Below are 1300 nucleotides of genomic sequence, written 5' to 3'. Positions count from 1 at the left end.
TCCATGAAATGCATAGTAAAAAAGGCAGCATTGAAGAAGTAATTACTAGGATTCTTAAGTCATTAAATGATGAAATTGAATATGTAAAAGAGGAAACAAAAAACTTTGTTAATGATTCTGGAGACGAGGAAGAGATTACAACAGTTGAAACATACAATTTTTCAAATTTAGATTCTATCGAAGATATAAACGAATATTATATAAGTGGAGAACTAGTGAGAAGGTACCCAATGAAAGCAGAAGAGTTTGACCCTGAAACAAGAAAAGCAGAAACTGTTATCTACCCAAATCATGCTGTTAGTACCTTTTTCTTCTTTGACCTTAGGACTGAAATTCTGGTTTTTTTTGAACGTAACAAATTAGGTTTTAATCAATTTTTAGTGGGTTTTAAAGGACTGTTAGAGGCTCATATTCCAGACATTGGTTTTGAAATTTTTCTTGAAACCGATAACTATCCAATTAGAGAAAGGATAAAGATGATACATAAAGTACATAAAATAAAATCAACGATTATCCCCCCGAATGCTAATGAAGAGGCTTTAGAAAAATTGTATGATGAAGATACTGAATTGATGGCTAAAGGAAACATTCATCGTAGGACTACTTTGTTTGAATCAAATAAAAGGCATGAAAAAGGGTTAGATATTGAATCAAATGTTGTATCATCTGCTTTAAATCTTGGTGAAGCATATTTACATAGAGGTTATGGTAAATTAGAAGTAGAAGGGGAAACTAAAAAAGGATTAGAAGTTCATTATGACTCAGACAAAGATTCACCTTTTCAAACGAAAATAACAGAAAAACAAAAAAACAACTTCAAATCTTTTATAGAACACGCTAAAAATGGTATAACAATATTTTTAGGTAAGCGTACAATAGAAAAAGTGAAAAATAAAAAATATAATGAATTTCCTCCGGATAACAACTAATAATGAAAAGGGGAAGGTGATATTAGAATGGATGTAAGAGGATCATTGATGAAAAATCACAGTTATAAATCTTTAAAAGCTTTTGTTAATGCGCCGAACTATATTATTGATATAAGAAAATTTGAGGTGTATTTCTCTTTAGTCTGTTCTATAGTCTTAACATTGCTTTCCTATTTTATTATTACTGAAAGTGATACCTATATCGTCCAATTTATAAATTATTCTAGGAGTCTTATTTTAAGCTCTGCCATTGGTTTAATAGGTATGTTGGGATTTATTATAAGTGGTTTAGCAATAATATCTGGAACAGTAGGTAATAAAGTAACTCGAAAAATGATTGAACAGAAAAAATATAAATCGCTATTATCTAT

General features: G+C 29.5%; 2 protein-coding genes. Both read left to right on the top strand.

Features of this window, described 5'->3' with window-relative positions:
* Window positions 1–929: hypothetical protein (locus ACOI1D_RS21660; RefSeq protein WP_422504272.1), on the top strand; the 929-nt coding region annotated here is incomplete at its 5' end.
* Between the two features lie 27 nt (window positions 930–956).
* Window positions 957–1300, top strand: a 344-nt coding sequence (locus ACOI1D_RS21655) for a hypothetical protein (protein ID WP_422504270.1), incomplete at its 3' end; no start/stop codon positions are given.

The organism is Virgibacillus sp. DJP39 (assembly GCF_049310925.1).
GTDB lineage: Bacteria > Bacillota > Bacilli > Bacillales > Amphibacillaceae > Virgibacillus_F.
This window is presented reverse-complemented; position numbering and strand designations above follow the sequence as displayed.